This is a genomic window from Curtobacterium sp. TC1 (genome assembly GCF_019844075.1).
Lineage (GTDB): Bacteria > Actinomycetota > Actinomycetes > Actinomycetales > Microbacteriaceae > Curtobacterium.
In genome coordinates, this window is sequence record NZ_CP081964.1 from 3772299 (window position 1) to 3789720 (window position 17422).

The following is a 17422-nucleotide window of genomic DNA, read 5'->3' on the forward strand; positions in this document are numbered from 1 at the left end:
CTCCACAGGGTGACCGTCCCGACAGGCTCCGCCAGGGTCGACGACCGTAGGATGCACTTCCATGGAGATCGCCCCCGCGCCCACCCTGACCGGCGACCGTGTGACGCTCGAGCCCCTCTCGCAGGAGCACGCGGACGACCTGCGGGCAGCGGTGACCGATGGCGATCTGTGGCGGACCTGGTACACCTCGGTCCCCGCGCCGGCCCAGGTCGAGGACGAGATCGACCGGCGTCTCGCCGAGCACGAGGCCGGCCGCATGGTGCCCTTCGCGGTGCGGGACCGTCCGACCGGTCGCGTGGTCGGTTCGACGACCTTCACGAACATCGACCCGGGCAACCGGCACGTCGAGATCGGCAGCACCTTCCTGGCGAAGTCGGCGCAGCGGTCGGGCATCAACACCGAGTCGAAGCTGCTGATGCTGTCCCACGCGTTCGAGGCCTGGCAGTGCATCGCGGTCGAGTTCCGCACGCACTGGCACAACCACCAGTCCCGCGCTGCGATCGCCGGCCTGGGCGCGAAGCAGGACGGCGTCCTGCGGAACCACTCGATCGGCCGCGACGGCACACTCCGCGACACCGTGGTGTTCTCGATCATCGCGTCGGAGTGGCCGGCTGTCCGGCTGTCCCTGGCCGAGCGGCTCCGGCAGCACGACCGCGCCGAGGGGTCCCGCCGCCGGTCCGCCCGGCACGCCTGACCGTCAGAGCGTGTGACGGACGGTCCGGTCGCCGAGTGGCTGGACCGGACGCGCGTTCTCGACGTGCGCCGCCTCGAGGTCGGCGAGCTGGTCGGCGCCGAGTTCGATCGGTTCCTCGAGCACGATCCACCGCACGCCTTCGGTGCACGGCGGCGTGGTGAGCGAGCCCTCGTACGTCGCGAACGACCTGACTGCCGGCAGCATCGCCTCGATGTCCACCGTGCTCTCGCGGCCGGCCCCCGCCGTCGCCCCGGCGAGGTAGCTCTCGTAGGCGGGGTTGTGCGTGCCCCGCTCGGCGAGGACCCCCACGACGGTCAGGTCGCCGCGGCCGTCGGCGTGCACGAAGTGGAACTCCGCGTCGGCCGGCTCGCCGTCGACGGTGTGCTCCGAACCCGCGTGGAAGTGCATCTGCACCAGGTCGAGGTCCTCGCCGGCGATGGTCGTCGAGGCGCCGTCGCCGGCCGTGAACTGCACGGTGTGCCCGTTGTCCGCCGTCAGACCCCGGACGGCGCCGGAGCCGACGAGGTCGAGGTCGGCGCCACCGCGAGCTGCCGGCAGGTCGATCGGGGACTGCCGCTCGCCGGCGCCGCAGGTGCCGTACTCGTCGGCGAGGGCGCCCCAGCGCTCCGGTGACCCGGCGCCCTCGTACGACCACGACGTGCCGGCGTCGTGCGCGTCGGCCTCGGGAGGTGTTCCGGCCGCGCAGCCGGCGAGGACGAGGAGGACGGCTGGGGCGGCGATCAGAGGGAGGCGGTGATGAGTGGTTCGCATGCTGTACACACTCACATACTCGTATTTCACATTTGCCGAGAGCGGCTGTGGCCGCGAGCGTAGGGTCCTCGTCATGCACGTCGGTATCCGGATCGTCCTCGACGCGCCGGTGGCCGCCGTGCGCGACGCCCTGCTGTCCCCGTCCGTGATGGTCGCGGTGACGAAACCGTTCCTGGTGTACCGCTCGCGCAGCGCCGAGGGGTTCCCCGAGCGGTGGGAACCGGGGCGCCCGCACCCCATCACCGCGAGCGCGTTCGGCCTGGTGCCGAGCGGCGACACGCACGTCGACCTCGACCTGTACGAGATCGACGGCGTCCCCGTGCAGCGTGACAACGGCGGTGGTACGAGCGGGCTGTTCGGCCGGATGACGATGCGCCACCGGATGGCGGTCGTGCCGGCTCCTGGCGACCGGACGCTGCTCATCGACCGCCTGACCTACCGGATGCGGCCGTGGCCCCTCGGCGCACTGCTGTGGCCGGGAATGTGGGTCATCTGGCAGTGGCGGGCGTACCGGATGCGTGCGCTCGCGCCCACCTGGCGGACGGATGCTGCCTGACCGAGGCGAGTCGGGCCTCCCGTCCACCGCGGAGCGGGCGTAGCCTCGACCACGTGAGCCAGACGCGCCCCCAGGAGCCGACGACCGACGACCGTGTGCGCAGCACGCTGGCGACCGTGGACTGGCGGCGCATGACGTTCGACCTGTACCGCCGTGTCCGCGCGACGCCGGACCCCCAGACGGCGCACGCGCTGTGGCGGGAGACCCGCGACGCGATGTTCGCGGAGCACCCCGCGTCGCCGCTCCTCGACGAGGACGCCCACGACTTCGAGTCGCTGCCCGTGCCGGACTACGACCCCGCCTGGCGGTTCCAGGTCCGCATCGAACCGGCCGAGGCCGCCGCGTTCGACTACGAGACCGGAACCGACGGCACCGTGCACTTCGACCGCCTCGGCGTCGTGACGGTCCCGGGCGTCGGCACGCTCGACGTCTGGTCGCACGGCGGCTACGCGGGCGGCCTGTTCGTCCCCGTGAAGGACTCCAGCGCCGGCAAGGCCCGCGGCACGTACGGCGGCGGACGCTACCTGCTCGACACGATCAAGGGCTCGGACCTCGGCGGCGACGACGCCGACTCGCTCGTGCTGGACTTCAACTTCGCGTACAACCCGTCGTGCGCGTACGACCCGGCGTGGGCGTGCCCGCTCGCGCCTCCCGGCAACACCGTGCCGGTGCCGATCCCGGTCGGCGAGCAGTACGACTTCTAGGGTGGAACGCATGACAGGTCTGGTCGCACTCGACGCCGGCGGACGCGTGCCGCCCTTCGAGCAAGTCCGTTCGCAGATCGCGGCGCAGATCGGTGCGGGGTACCTCGTCGACGGCGAACGACTGCCGAGCGTGCGCGGCCTGGCCGATGAACTCGGACTCGCCGCAGGGACGGTCGCGAAGGCCTACCAGCTGCTCGAGGAGGCCGGGCTCGTGCACACCGCGCGCGGCGCCGGGACGCGCGTGGTGCGGCCGGCCGAGGTGCCGGACGCGGTCGCCGACGCCGCACGTGCCCTGGCGGCCGCTGCCCGCGCGGCGGGTCTGTCGGCGGACCAGGCGGCCACCGCACTCAAGGACGCCTGGCCCGCGTAGGCGCGGGGCTTCCGGGGCGTACCTGGTGCTTCCGGGCGTACCTGGTCGGAAGTTCCGACCCAGTACGCCCGATTCGACGTTCCATCGCGGGCGTTCTGGGAAGGAACCCGCGCTCAGCAGCGCTCGTAGACGTACGCGTCGTCCTTCGGGGTGACCAGGTCACGGTCCCGCAGGATCGTCATGGCCGGGCGGCTCTTCAGTTTGCAGACCGAGCCCCACGAGCGCTCGAGGGTGTCCGAGTACTCCACGTCGATGACCCGCCCGCCGTAGACCTTCGTGTACGCCGCGCACTCCCGGTACTGCACGCACTCCTCGGCGACGACGAAGTCGAACCCGGTCTGCTTCCGCCCCGACGCCCCGAGCTGCGGCGTGTTCTTCTGCCCGACGGCCAGGCCGTGCCGGTGTCCGGCGGCCACCAGCGACTTCGCGAGCGCCAGGTTGCCGGCACGGGTCAGCCGCTTCCCGCTGCGGGTCCACGAGTCGAGGTTGTCGAACTCGACCGCGTCGAACCCGCGGGCGCCGCACCGGGCGACGGTCTTCGCGATCACCTTCGTGATGAGCGCGCGCTTCGCCGCCGTCCGGGTGTCGAGCAGCATCTCGTCCGGCCACCCCGGGTCGGACACCGGCTTGCCGGCCTGGTCACGCAGGATCGCCGACGGATACGACTTCGTCCACGTGCGAGCCGCCTCGGGCTGGGTCTGGAACCCGTTGACGTAGCAGATGTCGTACGTGCCCTTCGCGGGCTTCGCGGTGCTGTCCCGTTCGACGATCGTCACGCCGGACGGCGGTGTGTAGGAGCCGCCGAGCTGGTAGTCGGGGCGTCCCGAGGTCGGCAGGTTGCGGTAGCTCGCCGCAGCGCTGGTCGGAGCAGCCTCGGCGCAGCCGGCCGTGCCGAGGACGGCCACCAGGGCCATCGCGGTGGTGATCAGGACGGTTCGCGTGCGCACCCCGGAATTCTCGCATGCGCACGTCGAACTGCCCGGTCCTGGGTTCTGCGGGGTGCACGCGCTATGCTGGTGGTACTCGAGACGCCGATCGTCTCGTGCGTCGTACGGACGCCCCGAACTCCCGACCACGTTCCACCGATCCTCTGGTCGATGATCGAGCACCTCCCGAAGGTGCCCAGGCTTCTCTGCTGCGGCGACTGCGCCAGCCACCTCTGTTGGCGCGCATCCCGCCCGCGCGCTGCCTCAGAGCGCGCCCACAGCCGGTCTCATCCGGCTCGAAAGGTCACCATGACCACCAATGACCTCCGTTTCTCCGACCTCGGCGTCCCCGCGCCGATGGTCGCCGTCCTCGCCGACCAGGGCAAGGAGACCGCGTTCCCGATCCAGGAGGACACGCTCCCCGACTCCCTGCAGGGCAAGGACGTCCTCGGCCGTGGCCGCACCGGCTCCGGCAAGACGATCGCGTTCGCGATCCCGCTCGTCGCCCGTCTCGCAGCCAGCGGCCGCAAGCGCCGCGCCGGCCGCCCCCGCGCCCTGGTGCTCGCCCCGACGCGTGAGCTCGCGACCCAGATCGACGTCGCCCTCGCCCCGCTCGCCAAGGCCATGGGCCTGAACACGACCACCATCTTCGGTGGCGTCGGTCAGGGCCGTCAGGTCGACGCCCTGCGCGGCGGCGTGGACGTCGTCGTCGCCTGCCCGGGCCGGCTCGCCGACCTCATGCAGCAGGGTCACGTGAACCTCGGCGACATCGAGGTGACCGTCCTCGACGAGGCCGACCACATGGCCGACATGGGCTTCCTGCCCGGTGTCACCAAGATCATGCAGGCGACCCCCGAGAACGGACAACGACTGCTGTTCTCGGCCACGCTCGACAACGGCGTGGACAAGCTCGTCAAGAAGTTCCTGCACAACCCGGTGATGCACTCCGTCGACGAGGCGAACAGCCCCGTCGAGGCGATGACCCACCACCTGTTCGAGGTCGCCGACGCCGACGCGAAGAAGCACCTCGTGAGCACCCTCGCCTCGGGCAACGGTCGCCGCATCCTCTTCATGCGCACGAAGCACCACGCCAAGCGCCTCGCCAAGCAGCTCAGCAGCCAGGGGATCCCGGCCGTCGACCTGCAGGGCAACCTGTCGCAGGGCGCCCGTGAGCGGAACCTCGCGAAGTTCTCGTCCGGCGAGGCCCTCGTCCTCGTCGCCACCGACGTCGCCGCCCGCGGTGTGCACGTCGACAACGTCGAGCTCGTCGTGCACGTCGACCCGCCCACCGAGCACAAGGCGTACCTGCACCGCTCGGGCCGTACCGCCCGCGCCGGTTCGTCGGGTGACGTCGTCACGGTGACGATGCCCGCCGAGCGTCGCGACGTCGCGCAGATGATGCGCGCCGCCGCGATCAAGGTCACCCCGCAGCAGGTCACCGCGACGTCGCCGGCGGTCACCACGCTCGTCGGCGAGATCGCCCCGATCCGCCACGTCGCCGAGGAGCCCGCACAGCAGCAGCGTCAGCCCAAGCAGCGTTCCGCCGATTCCGCCGGTGACCGCGGTCGTCGTGGTCGCGGCGGTCGTCCGGGAGGCGCGGGTCAGCCCGCGCGCTCCGGCTCGGCTTCCGAGTCCGCCGGTTCGGCCGGGGGCCGTCAGGGCCGTCCGGCTCGTGGCGCGCGGTCCGAGGGCGCCGGTCGCTCCGCTGCGGCGGGTGCGGGCTCGACGGGCGGTCGCCGCAGCGGCGGCAGCCGTCGCGCCGGCAGCGACACCGTGCGCGGTGGGTCGTCGGCGGTCTGGTCCTCGGACGGCGGCTACGCCGCGGGCCGTGGAGCCGGCCAGGAGTCGGGCGGGGGCCGTCGTGGCTCCTCGCGCCGCGCCTCCCGTCCGGCCGGCGCTGCAGACCGCCACTGACCTGCCCGACCCGGCCGCGCTGACCCGCGGGGGACAACCTTGAGGCCGGCTGCGAGCCCACCACCGCGACGGGCGTAGGTTCTCCTGCACCGGATGCCGCGCGAGCGGCTGACGGGGAAACGTCCGCTGTTGGAAGGAGTGCCTATGGCTGGGATCGAAGACATCAAGAACGCCGCTGAGAAGGCGGCAGGCAAGGTCAAGGAGGCCGTCGGGAACGCGACGGACAACGACCACCTCAAGGCTGAGGGCAAGACCGATCAGGTCAAGGCCGACACCAAGCAGGCGGGTACGAACGTCAAGGACGCCGCTTCCGGCGTCGCCGACAGCCTCAAGAACGACCGCGACACCAAGTAACAAGCCGGTCCAGCACCGCGCTGCGAAGCCCCCGGATCAGATCGGATCCGGGGGCTTCGTCGTGTCCGGGTGCTGCCTGTTCGAGTACCGGGCCGGTCGTCACACGAGCGCGCCGACCGACGCGAGGCCCGCGCGCAGCAGGGCACCGCGGCCACCCTCCATGTCGTCGGCGACACCGTCGGACGCGGCTTCCATCGGGGTCATCCAGGTGAGCTCGAGGGCGTCCTGCCGGGGCTCGCACGTGCCGGTCACCGGGACGACGTAGGCCAGCGAGATCGCGTGCTGCCGCTCGTCGGTGTAGACGGAGGCGCCGGGGAGCGGGAAGTACTCGGCCACGGTGAACGGCGTCGGGCTCGACGGCAGCTGCGGGAACGCCATCGGCCCGAGGTCCTTCTCGAGGTGGCGGAAGAGCGCCGTGCGGATGGACTCGCCGAACATCACACGACCGGACACCAGGGTGCGCACGATCGAACCGCTCGGGGCCACGCGCAGGAGCACCCCGACCTCGGTCACGACGCCGAGCCCGTCGGTGCGGACGGGGATCGCCTCGACGTAGCAGATGGGGAGTCGACGACGCGCGTTGGCGAGTTCCTCGTCGGACAGCCAGCCGGAGTCGGGGTCGGGGGTTTGCAACGAGGCCATGCACCGTGTCTACCAGGGACGGCGTCGAGTTCGGCGGAAGGCGCGGGACTTGGGGACGGTTAGCGTTGTCCACATGATCGATGCAGACCTGGTGCAGTGGACGCGTCCCGCGGAGGAACGCGCGGGGACCCCGCTGCTCGTGACCATGCACGGCGTGGGGTCGAACGAGCACGACCTGCTCGGACTCGCCCCCGCGCTGCCGGCAGCCTGGACGATGGCGTCGCTGCGGGCACCGATGCCGTGGGGGCAGGGGTTCAGCTGGTACCCGCTCGGCACACCCGGTTCCCCTGCACTCGAGCCCGTCGACGGCGCGGCCGCCGGGGTGCTCGCGTGGATCGACTCCGTCGCCGCCGACCACCCGCGGATCGGGCTGCTCGGGTTCTCGCAGGGCGGGTCGATGGCGCTCCAGCTGCTGCGTGCGCGACCGGCTGCGTTCGCGTTCGCGGTGTCGCTCTCCGGGTTCGTCGTGCCGGGGGCGACGGACTCGCGTGACGAGGCCGTCGCCGACGTCCGACCGCGGGTGTTCCTCGGGCACGGCGACCTCGACCCGGTGATCCCGGCCGAGGCCACCGCGCGCACGCAGGCGTGGGCGGCGGCGAACACCACCGTGACGGACCGGACGTACGAAGGGCTGCCGCACGCGGTGTCGGCAGCGGAACTGGCGGACGTGGCGGCGTTCATCGGCGGGTAGGGGCGCGGGGTTCGGCGCGCTCGGTGAGCAGCAATGGTCGGGTCCGACGTGCGGACTCGACCATTGCTGCTCACGATGTGGACGGGAGGCACGGGGCGGGCTGGCACCGGGCCCCCTGTCCGTCAGTCGGCGAGGATCTGCAGCAGGTCCTTGCGGAGCTTGTCGACCTTGGCGGTGGCGGCCTTGGCCTGGTCCTCCGTCGCGGTCGTGCGGTACATCTGCAGGACGCCCATGGTCTTCCGGAGCGCCTCGAAGAACTCGCGCTGCGCGTCCGGGATCCCGGGCGCCGCGTCGAGTGCCGCCGCGATCTCGTCGGCCTTCGCCTCGGCCTCGGCCTTGCCGGCGTCGGTGAGCTCGAAGAGCGTCTTGCGGCCGTCGCCCGACGAGACCACGAGGTCTTCGTCGACGAGCTGCTGGAGGGTCGGGTAGACCGAGCCCGGGCTCGGCTTCCACGCGCCGCCGGTGCGCTCGGCGATGGTCTTGATCACGGCGTAGCCGTTCTGCGGCCCCTCGGCCAGCAGGCCGAGGATCGCGAGACGGACGTCACCGCGGCGGCGGCGTTCGCGACCGAAGCCGGGTCCGCCGAAGCCACCGAAGCCAGGGCCGAAGCCCATGCCCGGCCCGAAGCCCGGGCCGAAGCCACGGCCGCCTCGGCCGCCGTGCTCGTGGTCACCGCGGTCGCGGCCGGGGAAGCCGGCGCCGTGGTGCTGCCGCGCGCCGCCGAACCGGGGGCCGCGCGGGTGGTGGTTGCTGTCGTTGTCGTCGTGCATGGGGCGCATGGTGCGTCCTTCCTTGGTGCTGAGTCGGCTCGCGACCGGTCTGACTGGTTTCGTCTTCGTCGTATCGCGATGTGTTTACGATAGATCGCTAAGTGTCGCTCTGTCAAGGGGTACCTCGCACTGGGCCTGCTGTCGGGGGTGCCGGGCAGGATGGGCGGACCATGACGGACGTCTTCGAGCGCTTCTCCCCCGCGACCGCGGAGTGGTTCCGGGGCGCGTTCGACGCCCCGACCCCGGCACAGGCGGGCGCCTGGGACGCCATCTCGACGGGACAGCACGCACTCGTCATCGCACCGACCGGTTCCGGCAAGACCCTGGCCTCGTTCCTGTGGTCGATCGACCGGCTCATCAGCGCGACGGATCGCCCACCGGCCAAGCAGCGCACGCGGGTCCTGTACGTCTCGCCGCTCAAGGCCCTCGGCGTCGACGTCGAGCGGAACCTGCGCAGCCCGCTCGTCGGGATCACGCAGACGGCCCGGCGGCTCGGCACCGAACCACCAGAGGTCACCGTCGGGGTGCGCAGCGGTGACACCCCGTCCTCGGACCGGCAGAGGCTGCTCCGCCAGCCGCCGGACATCCTCATCACGACGCCCGAGTCGCTGTACCTCATGCTCACCTCGCAGGCACGCGAGACCCTGGTCAACGTCGACACCGTCATCGTGGACGAGGTGCACGCCGTCGCCTCGACCAAGCGCGGGGCACACCTGGCCGTCTCGCTCGAGCGCCTCGACGACCTGCTCGACAAGCCCGTGCAGCGCATCGGGCTGTCCGCAACGGTCCGACCGCCGGAAGAGGTCGCGCGGTTCCTCGGGGGTCGGGCGCCGGTGACGATCATCGCCCCGCCGGCGCAAAAGACCTTCGACCTGCGGGTCGTCGTGCCGGTCGACGACATGGCCGAGCTCGGTGCTCCACCGGTCGGTGCGGACGCGTCCGACGCACCGTCGAACGGTTCCATCTGGCCGCACGTCGAAGAACGCGTGGTCGACCTCGTCGAGGAGCACCGGTCGACGATCGTGTTCGCGAACTCGCGGCGTCTGGCCGAGCGACTCACCGCGCGGCTCAACGAGATCCACGAAGAGCGCGTCCTCGCTGCGTCGGCTCCGGCCGAGGCCGCCGACGCGCTGGTCCCGGCGGGGGCCTCGCCGGCCGACGACGGGCTGCCGGTGGCGCGGGGTCGCCCGCAGTCACCCGCGCGGACCTCGGCACACGCGGTCGCACCCCAGGGCGCGAAGCGACCGCCGGCGCAGGTGATCGGCGCGTCCGGGCAGACCGGTGGCGGCGGCTCGGACACTGCAGTGCCCGTGCTCGCCCGAGCCCACCACGGCTCGGTGTCGAAGGACCAGCGCGCGATCATCGAGGACGACCTGAAGTCCGGTCGGCTGCGGTGCGTGGTCGCGACGAGCTCGCTCGAGCTCGGGATCGACATGGGCGAGGTGGACCTCGTCGTCCAGGTCGAGGCACCGCCCTCGGTCGCGAGCGGCCTGCAGCGCGTCGGCCGTGCCGGGCACCAGGTGGGCGAGATCTCCCGAGGGGTGCTCTTCCCGAAGCACCGCGCCGACCTCGTCAACAGTGCGGTCACGGTGGAACGGATGGTCACGGGGCAGATCGAGTCGATCTCGGTGCCGGCGAACCCCCTCGACGTCCTGGCGCAGCACACGGTCGCGGCCGGGGCGATCGACACCGTCGACGTCGAGCACTGGTTCGACCTGGTCCGACGCAGCGCCCCGTTCAGCGGCCTGCCCCGCTCGGCGTTCGACGCCACGCTCGACCTGGTGACCGGACGGTACCCGAGCGACGAGTTCGCCGAACTCCGCCCGCGGCTGGTGTGGGACCGCGTGCACGGCACCCTGACCGGACGCCCCGGCGCCCAGCGCCTCGCGGTGACGAGCGGCGGCACGATCCCGGACCGCGGCATGTTCGGCGTGTTCATGGTCGGCGAGAAGGCGTCGCGCGTCGGCGAGCTGGACGAGGAGATGGTCTACGAGTCGCGCGTCGGCGACGTCTTCGCCCTCGGTGCGACGAGCTGGCGCATCGAGGAGATCACCCACGACCGGGTCATCGTGAGCCCGGCGTTCGGACAGCCCGGCCGGGTGCCGTTCTGGAAGGGCGACGGCATCGGCCGCCCCGCAGAACTCGGTCGTGCGACCGGGGCGTTCGTGCGCGAGGTCGAGGGCTCCTCGGACGACGACGCCCGCGCCCGGGTCGCCGCCGGTGGCCTCGACGAGCGCGCCGTCACGAACCTGCTGACCTTCCTGCGCGACCAGCGCGCGGCCACCGGCCACGTGCCGAACGACACCACGCTCGTGGTCGAGCGCTTCCGCGACGAACTCGGCGACTGGCGGCTCATCCTGCACTCGCCGTACGGCATGCAGGTGCACGCACCGTGGGCCCTGGCGGTCGCGGCGCGGCTGCGCGAACGGCACGGCATCGACGGCGACGCGATGGCCGCCGACGACGGCATCGTGGTGCGCATCCCCGAGACCGACGCCGAACCGCCGGGTGCTGACCTGTTCGTGTTCGAGCGCGACGACCTCGAAGCGCTCGTCACCGACGAGGTCGGCGGGTCAGCGCTGTTCGCCGCGCGGTTCCGCGAGTGTGCGGCGCGCGCCCTGCTGCTGCCCCGGCGGAACCCCGGGCAGCGATCGCCCCTGTGGCAGCAGCGGCAGCGGGCCTCGCAGCTGCTCGAGGTGGCCCGGAAGTACCCGTCGTTCCCGATCGTGCTCGAGACCGTGCGCGAGGTGCTGCAGGATGTCTACGACGTGCCCGCCCTGCTCGGGATCGCCGACGAGATCGCCGGTCGTCGCATCCGCCTGGTCGAGACCGAGACCGAGACCCCGTCGCCCTTCGCCCGCTCGATCCTGTTCGGGTACGTGGCCGCGTTCATGTACGAGGGCGACTCCCCGCTCGCCGAACGCCGGGCGGCGGCACTCTCGCTCGACTCGACGCTGCTCGGCGAGCTGCTCGGTCGCGCCGAGCTGCGGGAGCTGCTCGACCCGGCGGTCATCGCCTCGGTGGAGCAGGACCTGCAGCGACTGTCACCGGACCGTCGCGCCCGCGACGCCGAGGGGCTCGTCGACGTGCTGCGGCTCGTCGGCGCGCTCGACCTCGACGAAGCCGTCGACCGGAGCTGGCTGGCGGCGTCGGACGACCGCTCCGCCGCTGCGACCGAGGTGCAGACGGTGCTCACCGCGCTCGAACGGGACCGCCGCGTCCTGTCGTTCTCGCACGCCGGAGCCACCCGCTGGGCCGTCATCGAGGACGCCTCGCGCCTGCGCGACGCGCTCGGGGTCCCGTTGCCGATCGGTGTACCGACCGCGTTCGTCGAACCCGTCGCCGACCCACTCGGTGACCTGGTCGGCCGGTACGCCCGGTCGCACGGGCCGTTCTCCGCACAGGAAGCCGCCGGCCGACTCGGCCTCGGGATCGCCGTGGTGCAGGACACCCTGCGCCGCCTGGTGGCCGACCGTCGTGTGGTCGAGGGCGAGTTCCGGCCGGATCGTCAGGGCGCCGAGTGGTGCGACGCCGAGGTCCTGCGGCGGATCCGCACGAAGTCCCTCGCCGCGCTCCGGCACGAGGTCGAGCCGGTGTCCCCCGACACCCTGGCGCGGTTCCTGCCGGCCTGGCAGCACGTGCAGACCCCGGGCACCCGCGGCGGCCTTCGCGGGGTCGACGGCGTCCTGCAGGTGATCGACCAGCTCGCCGGGGTCGCGCTGCCCGCGAGCGCCTGGGAGACCCTGGTGCTGCCCGCGCGGGTGACCGACTACTCCACGAACATGCTCGACGAACTCACCGCCACCGGCGAGGTCCTGTGGTCGGGTGGCGGGACCCTGCCCGGCAACGACGGGTGGGTGCGCCTGCACCTGGCCGAGACGGCGTCGACGACGCTCGCCGAGCCCTCCGGCGACGAGACCACCGAGCTGCAACGCGACGTGCTCGGTGCCCTGGCCGGCGGCGGTGCGTACTTCTTCCGCCAGCTCGGGCAGGCGGTCGGCAGCACGGACGACCAGGCCCTGACGACGGCGCTGTGGGACCTCGTCTGGGCCGGACAGATCACGAACGACACGTTCGCGCCGCTCCGCTCGATGCTCGGTGGCAAGGCGAAGAGCAGCAGTGCCCCGCGGGCCCGTGCGTACCGCGGGCGCCGACGTCCGACGATGCCGACGCAGTCCGGTCCACCGTCCGTCGGCGGCCGCTGGTCCCTGCTCCCGCTGGCCGAGTCCGACTCGACCCTGCGGGCCGCCGCGACCGCCGAACAGCTACTCGAGCGGTACGGGGTCGTCACGCGCGGCGCCGTGCAGGTCGAGGGCGTCCGGGGCGGCTTCGCCGGCGTGTACCGGGTCCTGTCGCGGTTCGAGGAGTCCGGGCGTGCGCGCCGCGGGTACTTCATCGAGGGCCTCGGCGCCGCACAGTTCGCCACCGGGCCGACGATCGACCGGCTCCGCACCTACGCACGCGACCTCGACGACGACGAGCGCGTCGACCCGGACCGGAAGCGCGAGGCACTGACCCTGGCGGCGACCGACCCCGCGAACCCGTACGGTGCGTCGCTGCCCTGGCCGTCCGAGGACCGGGCCGCCGGCGACGCGGACGACACGGCCGCCGACACGGCCGGATCGGCATCACCGGCGACCCCGACACCGGCCACCACCGGCTCCCGCGGCCACCGGCCCGGGCGCAAGGCCGGAGCGCTCGTCACCACCGTCGACGGCCGGCTCGCGGTGTACGTCGAGCGCGGCGGCAAGTCGGTACTGACCTTCACGGACGACCCCGCCGACCTCGCCGTCGCGGCCGCGTCGATCGCGGGCACCGTGCGGACGGGCCTGCGGAAGCTCGCGGTCGAACGCGTCGACGGCGAGTTCGTCCTCGGGACCCCGCTCGGCACCGCGCTGGGCGAAGCCGGCTTCACCGCCACCCCGCAGGGACTCCGGCTCCGTGCCTGAGGGCGACACCGTCTACCGGGCGGCGCACCGGCTGCACACGGCGCTCGCAGGCAAGGTCCTGACCCGCAGCGACTTCCGGGTGCCCGCGTTCGCGACCGTCGACCTGGTCGGTCGCACCGTCGACGAGGTCGTGCCCCGCGGCAAGCACCTGCTGCACCGGATCGGGGACCTGACCGTGCACTCACACTTGAAGATGGAGGGGCGGTGGGACGTCTACGCCCCCGGTGAGCGCTGGCGACGTCCGGCGCACCAGGCACGCGCGATCCTCGACGCCGAGGACGTCTCGACCGTCGGGTTCACGCTCGGGGTGCTCGAGGTGGTCCCCCGCGACCAGGAGTCCGAGGTCGTCGGACACCTCGGTCCGGACCTGCTCGGCCCCGACTGGGACGCCGACCTGGCGCTCGAGAACCTGACGCGGGACCCTGCGCGTCCGGTGGGCCTGGCACTGCTCGACCAGCGGGTGCTCGCCGGCCTCGGCAACGTCTACCGCAACGAGCTCTGCTTCCTGCGCGGGGTGCTGCCGACGAGGCCCGTGGCCGAGGTGCACGAACCCGCGCGGACGATCGCCCTGGCCAGCCGGCTCATCCTGGCGAACCGGGACCGCAGCCACCGGGTGACGACGGGGATCGACCGCCCGGGGCGTCGGTTCTGGGTCTACGGACGCGCGGCCAAGCCGTGCCTGCGGTGCGGCACCCGGATCCGGCGCGGGGACCTCGGCGACTCGGAACTCACCCTGCGGGACACCTACTGGTGTCCGCGCTGCCAGACCTGAGCCGCAGGCGCGGTCTCGGGCACGGGCACGGGCACAGGCACGGCTCGCATCACCGGGAGACGGGATGCAGCCACTCGGCCGCGGTCGACCGCACGGCGTCGCTCACCCGCTCGAGCAACGGCGACGCCAGGTTCCACCGCTGCCACCACAGTGCGACGTCCGCCCGGCGCGTCGGGGCGAGCTCGAGCAGCTCGCCCCGTGCCAGGGCACCGAGGCACTGCGCCTCGGGCAGCATCCCCCACCCGAAGCCGAGCGAGACCGCCCGCGCGAAGTCGGCCGAGGTCGGGACGAAGTGGCGTGGACCGGCGGGCGCGTGGCCGAGCACCCGGCGGAGGTAGCCCTGCTGCAGGTCGTCGTCGCGGTCGTAGTCGACGAGCGGCACCCGGTCGAGGCGACTCAGCATGCGTCGTTCGGTGTCGGCGTCGGCCAGGTAGCGGCCGACGAACGCCGGCGATGCCACGGCCCGGTACCGGTCGATGCCGAGCGGCACCGACGAGCAGCCCTGCACGGGATCCGCCTCGGCGGTCACGGCGCCCATCACCGTGCCGGCGCGCAGCAGTTCGGCGGTGCGGTCCTGGTCCTCGCGGTGCAGGTCGAAGACCACCTCGGTGTCGGCGCGGACGCGTGCGAGGGCGTCGAGGAACCACGTGCTGAGCGAGTCGGCGTTGACGGCGAGCGGGATCGACGGCATGGCAGCCCCCGTTCCGTGGGCGTCGGTCTCACCGAGTGCCCGAGCGGTCTCGTCGTCGAGCAACCGCACCTGGCGTGCGTGTCGGAGCACGACCGCACCGTCGGCGGTCGGTGCCACCGGCGTCGTCCGCTGCAGCAGGACCCGGCCGACCTGCTGTTCCATCGACTTGATCCGCTGGGAGACCGCCGACGGGGTGATCGCCAGCGCTCGGGCAGCCGCGTCGAGTGTGCCGTGGTCGACCGCTGCCAACAGGGTCTCGAGGTGCTCACGCTGGAACCGGACCATGTAGTGCAGCTTACGGTGCTGAAGGAACGTGAGCTGGTCTACAGGCGTGGCCGGGCCTAGCGTCGTCGACGTGACCGCACTCCTCCCCCTGCTCGCCGGCCTCGGCACCGGACTCGCCCTGATCGTCGCGATCGGCGTGCAGAACACCTACCTGCTCCGGTTGGCGGTCAGCTCGGGCCTGCGCGTGGTCGCGGCGGCGGTCGTCGTGTGCGCGGTGTCGGACGCCGTGCTCATCGTCGCGGGGGTGCTCGGCGTCGGGGCCGTCGTCGACCGGTTCCCCGTGGCGCTCCTGGTGGTCCGGTTCGTCGGGGCCGCGTTCCTGGTGACCTACGGCGTGCTCGCCGCGCGACGGGCACTGCGGCCGTCGAGCGACGCCATGCGCGTGGCCGACGAGGCGGCGGACGACGTGACCATCGCGACTCGCGTCGCCGACCAGGCGTCGGACGACGGCGTACCGGAGCCGGCCGCGGGCAGTGGACCCGCCCGGCCCGGGACGGTGGCGGCGGGGCGGACACGCACCGCGCCTCCCGGCCAGGCGGTGACCATGCGCACGGCGGTGGCGACCACGCTCGTCTTCACGTGGGCGAACCCGCACGTGTACCTGGACACGCTGGTGTTCCTCGGGTCCGTCGCGAACCAGCAGGGCCCGGACGACCGCTGGCTCTGGACCGTCGGAGCCGTCGCGGCGAGCTGCCTGTGGTTCGGTGCGCTCGGGTTCGGCGGGCGACTGCTCCGGCCGCTGTTCGCGAAGCCGCTGACGTGGCGGGTGTTCGACGGCCTGGTCGCCGTCGTGATGCTGACGTTCGGCGTCCTGCTGGTCGTCGGCGCGTAGGAGGCGCAGGACCCCCTACTGCATGCCCTTGCCGACGCGGCTGTTGCGGCGGCTGTAGCCGAAGTAGATCGCGAAGCCGATGACGAGCCAGACGACGAAGCGCAGCCAGGTCTCGACCTCGAGGTTCAGCATCAGCCAGAAGCACAGCACGGCCGACAGGATCGGGATCACCGGGGACCACGGCACCCGGAAGGCACGGGGGGCGTCCGGGCGCGACTTGCGGAGCACGATGATGCCGATCGACACCAGCACGAAGGCCGACAGGGTGCCGATGTTGATCATGCCCTCGAGCTTGTCGACCGCGGTGAAACCGGCGAGCAGCGCGACGACGATCCCCGCGACGACCTGCACGCGGACCGGCGTCTGCGTCTTCGGGTTCGTCTTCGAGAACCAGCGCGGCAGCAGACCGTCGCGGCTCATCGCGAAGACGATGCGGGACAGGCCGAGCAGCAGCACCATGACGACGGTCGTCAGGCCGATCAGGGAGCCGATGGCGATGATGCCGGCGGCCCACGGCAGTCCGACGATGTCGAACGCCGACGCCAGGGAGGGCGCGTCCTCCTGGGCCAGACGCTGGTACGAGACCATGCCGGTGATGACGATGCTGACGCCGACGTACAGCAGCGTCACGATGCCCAGGCCGATGAAGATGCCGCGCGGCAGCGTCTTCTGCGGGTTCTCGGTCTCCTCCGCGCTGGTCGCGACGACGTCGAAGCCGATGAACGCGAAGAACACGAGCGACGCCGCGGCGAGCAGCCCGAAGACGCCGTACTGGGCAGGCTCGGCACCGGTGAACCAGGACACGAGCGACTGGGTCCAGACGCTGCCCTCGGCGCCCTTGGCCGGCTCGGCCGGCGGGATGAAGGGGGTGAAGTTCGCAGCCTTGACGAAGAACGCACCGGCGACGATGACGAACACGACGATGGCGACCTTGATGATCGTGATGACCGCCGAGACCCGGGACGACAAGCGGGTGCCGAAGGCGAGCAGCACGGTGAAGATGCCGACGATCAGGACGGGACCCCAGGTGAACGGGATCGAGCCGAGCTGGATCGTGTCGGGCAGGTCCACGCCGAACACCCCGAACGCGGTGCTGAGGTAGATGCCCCAGTACTTCGCGATGACGGCGCTGGCGGTGAGGGTCTCGAGGATGAGGTCCCAGCCGACGATCCAGGCGAGCAGCTCGCCCATCGTGGCGTAGGTGAACGTGTACGCGGAGCCGGCGACGGGGATCGTCGAGGCGAACTCGGCGTAGCACATGATCGCCAGGCCGCAGGTGACGGCGGCGAGCAGGAACGAGATGATGACGCCCGGTCCGGCGAAGTTCGCGGCGGCGTTCGCTCCGACCGAGAAGATGCCGGCACCGACCGCGACGGCGATGCCCATCGCGGCGATGTCGAACGTCTTCAGGGAGCGTTTCAGGGACCGGCCCTGCTCCTCGGAGTCGGCCAGTGAGGCCTCGATCGACTTGATGCGGAGCTTCGTTGCCATGGGGTGGATC

Annotated in this window: 16 protein-coding genes; 10 read left to right on the plus strand and 6 right to left on the minus strand. The window is 72.2% G+C overall.

Features of this window, described 5'->3' with window-relative positions:
* The first annotated feature begins 61 nt into the window (after nucleotides 1-61).
* Nucleotides 62-694: a GNAT family N-acetyltransferase gene (locus KZI27_RS19080; protein WP_222658823.1), complete on the plus strand. Its 633-nt coding sequence runs from the start codon at nucleotides 62-64 to the stop codon at nucleotides 692-694.
* Between the two features lie 3 nt (nucleotides 695-697).
* Here KZI27_RS19080 and KZI27_RS19085 read toward each other — a convergent pair whose 3' ends face one another.
* Entirely contained in the window at nucleotides 698-1465 is a 768-nt protein-coding gene (locus KZI27_RS19085; protein WP_222658824.1) for a carbonic anhydrase, read from the minus strand.
* Between the two features lie 73 nt (nucleotides 1466-1538).
* Here KZI27_RS19085 and KZI27_RS19090 point away from each other — a divergent pair, with 73 nt between their 5' ends.
* The 3 genes from KZI27_RS19090 to KZI27_RS19100 all read left to right on the plus strand — a co-directional run bounded on the left by KZI27_RS19090 (nucleotide 1539) and on the right by KZI27_RS19100 (nucleotide 3095).
* Nucleotides 1539-2021 carry a hypothetical protein gene (locus tag KZI27_RS19090; protein WP_222658825.1) on the plus strand — a complete coding sequence of 161 codons (483 nt, stop codon included), beginning with the start codon at nucleotides 1539-1541 and terminating at the stop codon, nucleotides 2019-2021.
* A 131-nt stretch (nucleotides 2022-2152) separates the two neighbouring features.
* On the plus strand, nucleotides 2153-2725 hold the full coding sequence (locus KZI27_RS19095) for a DUF1684 domain-containing protein (RefSeq protein ID WP_222661499.1): 573 nt from the start codon (nucleotides 2153-2155) through the stop codon (nucleotides 2723-2725).
* A gap of 10 nt (nucleotides 2726-2735) precedes the next feature.
* Nucleotides 2736-3095: a GntR family transcriptional regulator gene (locus KZI27_RS19100; protein ID WP_228511368.1), complete on the plus strand. Its 360-nt coding sequence runs from the start codon at nucleotides 2736-2738 to the stop codon at nucleotides 3093-3095.
* Nucleotides 3096-3208: 113 nt separating this feature from the next.
* On the opposite strand, the gene KZI27_RS19105 is transcribed toward KZI27_RS19100, so the two are convergent.
* On the minus strand, nucleotides 3209-4042 hold the full coding sequence (locus KZI27_RS19105; protein ID WP_222658826.1) for an endo alpha-1,4 polygalactosaminidase: 834 nt from the start codon (nucleotides 4040-4042) through the stop codon (nucleotides 3209-3211).
* Between the two features lie 288 nt (nucleotides 4043-4330).
* Between KZI27_RS19105 and KZI27_RS19110 the strand changes: the two genes are divergently transcribed.
* Together KZI27_RS19110 and KZI27_RS19115 are read left to right on the plus strand one after the other, a co-directional pair.
* A complete protein-coding gene (locus KZI27_RS19110; RefSeq protein WP_222658827.1) occupies nucleotides 4331-5935 on the plus strand; it encodes a DEAD/DEAH box helicase in 1605 nt (534 codons plus the stop codon).
* Between the two features lie 144 nt (nucleotides 5936-6079).
* A complete protein-coding gene (locus tag KZI27_RS19115; RefSeq protein ID WP_123311664.1) occupies nucleotides 6080-6289 on the plus strand; it encodes a CsbD family protein in 210 nt (69 codons plus the stop codon).
* 99 nt (nucleotides 6290-6388) lie between these two features.
* Here KZI27_RS19115 and KZI27_RS19120 read toward each other — a convergent pair whose 3' ends face one another.
* On the minus strand, nucleotides 6389-6931 hold the full coding sequence (locus KZI27_RS19120) for an NUDIX hydrolase family protein (RefSeq protein WP_222658828.1): 543 nt from the start codon (nucleotides 6929-6931) through the stop codon (nucleotides 6389-6391).
* A gap of 73 nt (nucleotides 6932-7004) precedes the next feature.
* Here KZI27_RS19120 and KZI27_RS19125 point away from each other — a divergent pair, with 73 nt between their 5' ends.
* A complete protein-coding gene (locus KZI27_RS19125) occupies nucleotides 7005-7622 on the plus strand; it encodes an alpha/beta hydrolase (protein WP_222658829.1) in 618 nt (205 codons plus the stop codon).
* Between the two features lie 122 nt (nucleotides 7623-7744).
* Here KZI27_RS19125 and KZI27_RS19130 read toward each other — a convergent pair whose 3' ends face one another.
* Nucleotides 7745-8401, minus strand: a complete 657-nt coding sequence (locus KZI27_RS19130; RefSeq protein ID WP_222658830.1) for a PadR family transcriptional regulator — start codon at nucleotides 8399-8401, stop codon at nucleotides 7745-7747.
* Nucleotides 8402-8562: 161 nt separating this feature from the next.
* On the opposite strand from KZI27_RS19130, the gene KZI27_RS19135 reads away from it, so the two are divergent.
* Both KZI27_RS19135 and KZI27_RS19140 read left to right on the plus strand, forming a co-directional pair.
* Nucleotides 8563-13341 (plus strand): DEAD/DEAH box helicase, encoded by a 4779-nt coding sequence (locus KZI27_RS19135; protein WP_222658831.1) that lies wholly within the window; start codon nucleotides 8563-8565, stop codon nucleotides 13339-13341.
* Nucleotides 13334-14113, plus strand: a complete 780-nt coding sequence (locus tag KZI27_RS19140; protein WP_222658832.1) for an Fpg/Nei family DNA glycosylase — start codon at nucleotides 13334-13336, stop codon at nucleotides 14111-14113. The genes KZI27_RS19135 and KZI27_RS19140 overlap by 8 nt, the downstream gene beginning before the upstream one ends.
* Before the next feature lie 49 nt (nucleotides 14114-14162).
* Here KZI27_RS19140 and KZI27_RS19145 read toward each other — a convergent pair whose 3' ends face one another.
* Complete coding sequence (locus KZI27_RS19145; RefSeq protein WP_222658833.1) at nucleotides 14163-15089, minus strand: LysR family transcriptional regulator ArgP; 927 nt, start codon at nucleotides 15087-15089, stop codon at nucleotides 14163-14165.
* Nucleotides 15090-15159: 70 nt separating this feature from the next.
* On the opposite strand from KZI27_RS19145, the gene KZI27_RS19150 reads away from it, so the two are divergent.
* Nucleotides 15160-15921, plus strand: a complete 762-nt coding sequence (locus KZI27_RS19150; RefSeq protein ID WP_222658834.1) for a LysE/ArgO family amino acid transporter — start codon at nucleotides 15160-15162, stop codon at nucleotides 15919-15921.
* Between the two features lie 15 nt (nucleotides 15922-15936).
* Here KZI27_RS19150 and KZI27_RS19155 read toward each other — a convergent pair whose 3' ends face one another.
* Nucleotides 15937-17412, minus strand: a complete 1476-nt coding sequence (locus KZI27_RS19155) for an APC family permease (protein WP_222658835.1) — start codon at nucleotides 17410-17412, stop codon at nucleotides 15937-15939.
* Nucleotides 17413-17422: the final 10 nt, after the last annotated feature.